This is a genomic window from Bradyrhizobium sp. P2_E8, assembly GCF_056403875.1.
The window spans coordinates 1-7,917 of record NZ_JBFUES010000270.1; the positions used below are offsets into that span (position 1 = coordinate 1).

The 7,917-nt window shown below is 64.3% G+C and carries 9 protein-coding genes; 3 read left to right on the plus strand and 6 right to left on the minus strand.

Annotated elements, in window-relative coordinates; all coding sequences use genetic code 11:
• The 4 genes from AC1D00_RS16835 to AC1D00_RS16850 all read right to left on the minus strand — a co-directional run.
• The coding region (locus AC1D00_RS16835) for a Crp/Fnr family transcriptional regulator (RefSeq protein WP_477011451.1) at window positions 1-326 on the minus strand (326 nt) is incomplete at its 3' end.
• Between the two features lie 82 nt (window positions 327-408).
• Window positions 409-1,248, minus strand: coding sequence for an ABC transporter ATP-binding protein (locus AC1D00_RS16840; RefSeq protein WP_404557931.1), 840 nt, complete (start codon window positions 1,246-1,248; stop codon window positions 409-411).
• Window positions 1,249-1,268: 20 nt separating this feature from the next.
• A complete protein-coding gene (locus tag AC1D00_RS16845; protein WP_404557930.1) occupies window positions 1,269-2,093 on the minus strand; it encodes an ABC transporter permease in 825 nt (274 codons plus the stop codon).
• A gap of 14 nt (window positions 2,094-2,107) precedes the next feature.
• Complete coding sequence (locus tag AC1D00_RS16850) at window positions 2,108-3,109, minus strand: NrtA/SsuA/CpmA family ABC transporter substrate-binding protein (protein WP_477011452.1); 1,002 nt, start codon at window positions 3,107-3,109, stop codon at window positions 2,108-2,110.
• Window positions 3,110-3,439: 330 nt separating this feature from the next.
• Here AC1D00_RS16850 and AC1D00_RS16855 point away from each other — a divergent pair, with 330 nt between their 5' ends.
• Both AC1D00_RS16855 and AC1D00_RS16860 read left to right on the plus strand, forming a co-directional pair.
• The gene (locus AC1D00_RS16855; RefSeq protein ID WP_477011453.1) at window positions 3,440-4,114 is read left to right on the plus strand and encodes a lectin; all 675 of its coding nucleotides are present in this window, start codon (window positions 3,440-3,442) and stop codon (window positions 4,112-4,114) included.
• Between the two features lie 78 nt (window positions 4,115-4,192).
• Window positions 4,193-4,900 (plus strand): glutathione S-transferase, encoded by a 708-nt coding sequence (locus AC1D00_RS16860; RefSeq protein ID WP_477011454.1) that lies wholly within the window; start codon window positions 4,193-4,195, stop codon window positions 4,898-4,900.
• Between the two features lie 131 nt (window positions 4,901-5,031).
• Here AC1D00_RS16860 and AC1D00_RS16865 read toward each other — a convergent pair whose 3' ends face one another.
• Window positions 5,032-5,205 carry a hypothetical protein gene (locus AC1D00_RS16865; protein WP_404557928.1) on the minus strand — a complete coding sequence of 58 codons (174 nt, stop codon included), beginning with the start codon at window positions 5,203-5,205 and terminating at the stop codon, window positions 5,032-5,034.
• Between the two features lie 290 nt (window positions 5,206-5,495).
• Window positions 5,496-5,975, minus strand: a complete 480-nt coding sequence (locus AC1D00_RS16870; RefSeq protein ID WP_477011455.1) for a hypothetical protein — start codon at window positions 5,973-5,975, stop codon at window positions 5,496-5,498.
• Window positions 5,976-6,224: 249 nt separating this feature from the next.
• Here AC1D00_RS16870 and AC1D00_RS16875 point away from each other — a divergent pair, with 249 nt between their 5' ends.
• Entirely contained in the window at window positions 6,225-7,880 is a 1,656-nt protein-coding gene (locus AC1D00_RS16875; RefSeq protein WP_477011456.1) for a fumarate hydratase, read from the plus strand.
• The last annotated feature ends 37 nt before the right edge of the window (window positions 7,881-7,917 follow it).

A 7,917-nucleotide genomic window follows, 5' to 3' on the forward strand; every position in this document is an offset into this window, starting at 1 on the left:
GTCCACATGTGCGGGCCCGTTCCGAATATGTCGGGGCCGCCGACGAAATTGCCGGGAAACCAGTAGGCGAGCGTGACCTCGCGCCCCGACGGCGCCGCATAGTAGCTGCGGATGCGTCCCTCGCTGATCAGGTAGATCCCGGCCTGTGTGTCGCCCTGAGACCAAACCAGTTGGCCGGCTTCCAGGGCCTTCTCGCGTCCGATCGCACGCAATCGATTGCAATCAGCCCGGTTGAGACCATCCAGCAAGCCGGGCAGCGGCCTGACGAGATTGTCCGACTCGGCCAGCATCACGCCCGCCGCTATCGCGCTATTCGCCCTGTGCATCGCCGGCTCCACCGTGAGACCCGGCAACGATTATTCAAGAACCATGCCAGCGCGCTGCGGGCGATGTCCGAGTTCCGGGCGATCAGCTCGCGTCCGACTGATTGAACGCCCGCAGCCCTTCGGCGCGGATCACGTCGAGACAATCCTTCTTGAGGGAGAGATAGGTTGGCTCGACCATGACCGAACTCGACCGCGGGCGCGGCAGCTTGACCGCGACTTCGCGCAGGATGCGGCCGGGGCCCGCGCTCATGATGAGAACGCGGTCGGCCAGCACGATGGCTTCATCGATGTCGTGCGTGACGAACACGATCGTCGCCTTGATCCGGTCGCGCAGCTCCAGCAGATTGTCTTGCATCACCGCCCGGGTCTGCGCGTCGAGGGCCCCGAAGGGCTCGTCCATCAGCAGCACGCGGGGCTGATTGGCCAACGCTCGCGCGATCGCCACGCGCTGTTGCATGCCGCCCGACAGCGTGTTCGGATAGGCGTCGGCGAAACGCTTGAGACCGACCATCGCGATCAGGTCGTCGGCGATGGCATTCGCTTCCGTCCTGGACTTCCCGAGCATTCTGGGGCCGTGGGCGATGTTCCTGCGGACAGACTTCCAGGGGAAAAGATGCGGCTGCTGGAACACCATGCCGACATCGGGGCGCGGGCTGTAGACACGCGAGCCCTCGACCAGGATGTCGCCTTCAAACGGTACTTCCAGTCCGGCGATCGTGTTGAGCAACGTCGACTTGCCGCAGCCGGACGGCCCGGCGATGCAAACGAACTCGCCAGGCGCCACGTCGAAGGAAACGCGATCCACCGCGATGGTCTGCCCGCGGTTGGAGTCAAAAACGATGCTCAGGTTCGAGACTTGAATGGCCGGTTGTTTCGGCGCCGATTCGACCGAGGCGGGCGAACTTGCCAGAGCGAGTTTCATGATCGATCGAGCTCCCGACATCAACGCCACCAGACAGTACGTTCCGCAAGAGCCGAAAACAGCCGGTCTGCGATGAACGAAATCAACCCGAGCGCTGCGAGCCCGCCCATGACCTGGCCGGTTTGCAAATTCTGCTGCGCAATCTCGATCCTGTAGACGATGCCGGCGAAAGTGCCTGCAAGTTCGGCCGCGACAAGCGTGTAAAAGGAGATGCTGACGGCGGTGCGCAACCCGACCACGATGTAGGGAAGTGCGCCGAGCAGCACGATCTCCTGGAGCATCTGCCGCCGGGGCGTGCCGAGCATCAACGCCGCCCGAATCAGGCCGCGGTCGACCTTCTGCACGCCGATGTGGGTCGACAGCCAAACCGTAAAGAACACACCCCATACGACGAGGAACAGTTTTCCCGCCTCCGACAGGCCGAACCAGAGGATGACGATCGGCACGAAAGCAATCGGCGGAATTGGCCGGAGGATATGGAATAGCGGGGACAGCAGGCTCGACATAACAGGGAATTGGCCGGTGAGGATACCGAGCAGGATGCCGAGCACGCCGCCTACGATGAATCCCGTGGTGACGCGAAAGAGGCTGGCCAGCAGATCGCCCAGGAATTGTCCGCTTCGTATCCACTCAAGGACAGCCGCAGCAACCACCGTCGGCGGCGGAAACAGCACCATGTTGACGGCCCCGGAACGAGAGACCAGTTCCCAGAGGCCGACGAACAGGGGAAGCGAAAGCGCCCCGACCAGAATATTGAGACGACGAAGACGGGCTGAATCCGGCCGCCGACCGCGACCGCCGGTGCGGAGAGCGATCTCCTGTCGTGCTGAAGTGCCATCCTGCATGGCTGTGCGGGTGCCTATTTCCACGAGAGGGTGACGCGTGCGGGGTCGACCTTCTTCAGCGGCTCGGCGACGACGACCTTGCTGAAGTCGGGCATCGCCGCTCCCGGAGGATGGTTGCCGCTCTCGAGGCGCCATGCGGAATGGGTCTTGAGAATCTCGATCAGCCGGTCGTCGAGACGCACCCGGTAGACATAGTCGGCCCAGATGGGAGCGAGGTCGTCCCGCTTCATGCCGACCGCGTCCGCCACGACCGTGATCGCTTCATCCTGGTGTGCCTTCATCCAGACCTCGGCGTCGATCAGTGCGGCGATGAACTTCTCGACCACCGCCGGGTTGGCATCCAGATAGGTCCTCATGACGACGATGTTGAACGTTTCCGAGTAAGTGCCCGTTGTATCGAGCTCAGCGACGGCTTCGCCCAGGGCCTTCTTCGCGTTGGCGATGTGGGGTTCCCAAGTGTCGATCGCGTCGATGCTGCCTGCTGCAAGTGCCGGCAGCATCTCCTGCGGCCGCAGGTTGACGAGGGTGACATCCTTGGGAGTCAATCCTGCCGACTTCAGCAACGTCGCCGTATAGACCTCGCTGCCGGTGCCGGCCGTGAATCCGATTCGCTTGCCGCGCAGGTCTGCCTTGGTCTTGACGCCGGCCTTGGCCGCGACGACCGTCTTGAGGTCGGAATATTCCATGCCGGCGACGAAGGCGATGGGCTGGTTTGCCATCGCTGAAGCTGTGACYGGCGCCTCCGCCGTTGTCGCGATGTCGGCGCCGCCCCCGATCACGGTGTCCAGGCACTGCTTGCCGGACGTGAAGTTCGAGACCGTGATGTCCAGTCCGTTCTTTTCGAAAATCCCCTTCGATTTGGCGACGATCGCAAGGCCGGAGATCGGTCCGAGGTTTTGCGCAAGCCGGGCCTTGAGCAATTCCGCGGCCGAGGCGCAGCCCGGGCCGATGGCAAGGCAGCAAAGCGCGGCATAGCCGGCAATTGCCGCAATTGGGCGGACGGTGTTCCAGTGCATGACGATCTCCCCTCGCGCCGCGCCCGGCGGCAGCCCCGATGTGATCGCGGATGCCGCCCTGAACGGCTCCGCAACGGCCTCCCGCGTCCTCCCCTGGGCGATCGCTTGAGGATCGGCCCGTGCTGGCATGCTCACCCGGCGCTACGGCCCCGGGAAGCAATTAATCGACACGTCCCTCGGGGCGACCGGTCGCGCGCCGTCGCTCGAGGTGACGCGCGTGCGGCGGATGGCCGCTGGAATGCCGGAATAATGTCCGTCGTGACGGGTTCATGTCAGAGGATCAAAAACGGGCCTGCCAAGCGCAATCGCAGGACCAATCGGGAGGATAGGATGAGCATTATAGCCAGGGTCATCGCGCCAGCAGGCGTTGCGCTCGTGGTCTTCGCAAGTCCATCGGTGCGGGCGCAGTCAGCCGACATGACCTTCTTCGTGACCTCGAGTGGGCCGGGCAAGGGTGCCGATCTTGGCGGTCTCGACGGTGCCGACGCCCACTGCCAGAAGCTCGCCCAATCGGCCGGCGCCGGCGCCAAAACCTGGCGCGCCTATCTCTCGACCCAGGCCGCCGACGGCAAGCCGGCCGTCAACGCGCGCGACCGCATCGGCAAGGGGCCGTGGCAGAATGCGAAGGGCGCGGTCATCGCCAAGGACGTTGCCGACCTGCATGGCCCCGCCAACAACCTGACAAAGCAGACGGCGCTCAGCGAGAAGGGTGAGGTCAACAACGGAGCCGGCGATACGCCGAACCGCCACGACATCCTCACGGGGACGCAGCCCGACGGCACCGCATTTGCCGCCGGCGACGACAAGACCTGCAAGAACTGGTCGTCGAGCACACAAGGTGCTGCGGTGGTCGGCCATGCCGACCGGCGGGGCCTGCGCGACGACGAGCCGTCGAAATCGTGGAACAGCTCGCATCCCTCGCGCGGTCCCGATGGCGGCTGCTCGCAGGCCGACTTGAAGAGCACGGGTGGCGACGGGCTGCTGTATTGCTTCGCGGCGAATTGAGGCGCGGAACACCGTTCACCGTCATCGAGTTCGTGGTTGCGTGCTACACTTGCCGCAACGCAATCACGGACTGTTTCCATGAAATACGAGCTCTACTACTGGCCCGAGATCCAGGGCCGCGGCGAATATGTGCGGCTGGCGCTGGAGGAGGCGGGTGCGGCCTACGTCGACGTCGCGCGCGGCCCGTACGGAACAGCTGCGATGATGAAGATGATGGATGCGCATGAGGGCACGCCGCCCTTCGCGCCGCCGTTCCTGAAAGCGGGCAAGCTCGTCATCGGCCAGACCGCCAACATCCTGCTCTATCTCGGCGCCCGCCACGCCCTTGCGCCGAAGACGGAAGCAGGCAAACTCTGGGTGCACCAGCTCCAGCTCACCATCACCGACTTCGTGGTCGAGGTCCACGACACCCATCATCCACTTGGGCCCTCGCTCTATTACGAGGACGCGCGGCCCGCGGCGAAGAAGCGCACGGCCGAATTCTGGAGCGAGCGCGTGCCGAAATATCTCGGCTATTTCGAACAGCTGCTCGCCGGCAATGGCGGCACTTGCGTCACCGGCCGCCGGCTGACCTATGTCGACCTCTCGCTGTTCCAGATCGTCGCCGGGCTGCGCTACGCGTTCCCCAGGCGCATGAAGGCGTTCGAGCCAGACATCCCGGGCCTCGTCGGCCTGCACGATCGCGTCGCGGCGCGGCCGAACATCAAGGCCTATCTTGCGAGCGAGCGCCGCATTGCCTTCAACGAGCAGGGCATCTTCCGCCGCTACAAGGAACTCGATCATTAGCCGGCCTGGAGGGAGGCTGGCGGCAGCTCCCGTTCCGGACCGGCCGTTTCGGGCGATGCGCGCTCACCACACGCCGGACACGCGAAAAGCCCGATCAACCGGATCGGGCGCTTCACTGGGATAAAGGCCGATCAGGCGAGCTGATCGATCCGCGTGCCCTGGCCCGGCGGCAGCGGCACGGGCGGCTGCGGCTTGTGGGTCGGGTCGGTATCCTCTGTCTTGGCCTGATTGTCCTGCTGCTTGGTCGTGTCGTAGCTCGGGACCACGATCGCGATCGGCGGCGGCGCAACGGTCGAAACGCTCATCCACAAATCCTCACACATGGAGACAATTGAGTCTGCCCTGCGAGGAGCGAAGTTTCCTTCAAGCCAATTGTTAAAATGCGAGGGATCTGGTGCGGTGGAGGCACTGACTTGTGCTTGATGGCACTATGTCCGAGAGACGACGCGATCTCTCCTCGTCATTGCGAGCGTAGCGAAGCAATCCAGTCGGTCTCCGCGGGGGGACTCTGGATTGCTTCGCTGCGCTCGCAATGACGGCGTGTGTGGTGGGCGATGTTACGACGCGTGTAGGGCGCGCCTGCGGTAAGACGCCTCTACTCGTCCTTCGRCCGCGTGATCGCGATCGACGCTTCCGTCTTGGTGCGCGAGCAGTCCATGTTGAGGCGCTTGAAGCGCATCGACACCTTGTCGCCGCGGAGCAGGCCCATGCGCTTCAGGCAGCGCGTCGCGCCTTTCGCGGTGTCGTCCTTCGGCACCGTGAAGATGATCGCGGCCGCGGACGCGACGAGGTCATAGAACTGCGGCGTCGGCTTGCGGTCGCCCTTGGCATAGAGCTCGTTGGAATAGTTCTGTCCCTGCGCGCGGCAGCCGAGCGACAGCTCCTTCGCCGCCGGGTGGGTGAGGTAGATGATGTTGGCGGCCTTGAAGTTGACCTTCAGCCTGTCGACGCCGCTCGCGAGCTGCTTTGCGATGTCGTCGCACTGGTCCGCGCGGGCAGGCGAGGCGAGGGTCGCAAGTCCGGTGATGGCGGCGGCGACCAGGATCGCGCCGCGGAAGTTCAGTTTGAAAATCATGATGAAAAGCCCCTTAGGGCGCGCATTCAACCTTCGTCGCGCGCCGAGCGCAAGGGGTGGACCCAAGGCCTGCYGGGCACGATCATCACCACCTGCGTCCGGCCGACGGTGACCGAAAAAAGGGCCGTCATGACGTCGAATCGGGATGGCCCGACCGCGCCGGAACGCCTTCCCTTTACGGCAAAAAAGCTTAGAACGCTTCTATGCCAGGGGCCCGCGCGAGGGCTCCAAAACCCCGAGATTCGCTCCATGAACGCTCCCACCGCCTTCCCTGACCCCGCAAAGCCCGTTCCGCCCTACAAGCACACCCCGCTGTTCCCGCTGGGCAAGGACGAGACGCCCTATAAGAAGATTTCGTCCGAGGGCATCAGGGTCGAGAAGGTCCTGGGGAAAGACATGCTGGTGGTGTCGCGCGAGGCGCTGCGGGCGCTGTCGGAGGCGGYTTTCGGCGACATCAATCATTATTTGCGGCCCGGCCATCTGAAGCAGCTGCGCGCGATCCTGGAGGATGGCGAGGCGAGCCCCAACGACAAGTTCGTCGCGCTCGACTTCCTGAAGAACGCCAACATCGCCGCCGGCGGCGTGCTGCCGATGTGCCAGGACACCGGCACCGCGATCATCATGGGCAAGAAGGGCTGCAACGTCATCACCGACGGTGACGACGAGGCGGCGCTGTCGGAAGGCGCGCGTGATGCTTACCTGCGCCGCAACCTGCGCTACTCGCAGGTCGCGCCCTTGTCGATGTACGAGGAGAAGAACACCGCCAACAACATGCCGGCGCAGTGCGAGATCTACGCCGAGGGCGACGACGCCTACAAGTTCATGTTCATGGCGAAGGGGGGCGGCAGCGCCAACAAGAGCTTCCTGTTCCAGGCGACGCCCTCGGTGCTGACCAAGGACCGGCTGCTCGCCTTCCTGAAGGAGAAGATCCTCACCCTCGGCACCGCGGCGTGCCCGCCCTATCACCTCGCCATCGTGATCGGCGGCACCTCGGCCGAGCTCTGCATGAAGACGGTGAAGCTCGCCTCCGCCCGCTATCTCGACGCACTGCCGACCCACGGCTCGCCGGACGGCAACGCCTTCCGCGACGTCGAGATGGAGAAGGAAATCCACAAGATGACGCAGTCGCTCGGCGTCGGCGCGCAGTTCGGTGGCAAGTATTTCTGCCACGACGTGCGCGTGATCCGCATGCCGCGTCATGGCGCCTCGCTGCCGATCGGCMTTGGCGTGTCCTGCTCCGCCGACCGCCAGGTGCTCGGCAAGATCACGAAGGACGGCATCTATCTCGAGGAGCTCGAGCACAACCCGGCGCAGTATCTGCCGCAGGTCGAGCAGTCGCTCGGCGGCGAGGTCGTCAAGATCGACCTCAACCAGCCGATGAAGGACATTCTGGCGACGTTCTCGAAATACCCGATCAAGACCCGGGTCTCGATGACCGGCACCATGATCGTCGCGCGCGATAGCGCCCATGCCAAGCTGCGCGAGCGGCTGGAGAAGGGCGAGCCGCTGCCGGATTACTTCAAGAACCACCCGGTCTACTACGCCGGTCCGGCCAAGACGCCGGAGGGCTACGCCTCCGGCGCGTTCGGTCCGACCACCGCGGGCCGCATGGATTCCTTCGTCGACCAGTTCCAGGCTGCGGGCGGCTCGATGGTGATGGTGGCCAAGGGCAACCGCGCGCCGGCCGTGCGTGAGGCTTGCAAAAAGTATGGCGGCTTCTATCTCGGCTCGATCGGCGGCGCAGCGGCGAACCTCGCCGAGCACTGCATCAAGAAGGTCGAGGTGCTCGAATATCCCGAGCTCGGCATGGAAGCGATCTGGCGCATCGAAGTCGTCGACTTCCCCGCCTTCATCATCATCGACGACAAGGGCAACGACTTCTTCAAGGAGTTGAATTTGGGCTAGCTCTTCACCTCTCTCCGCAAGCGGGGCGAGGGGGATG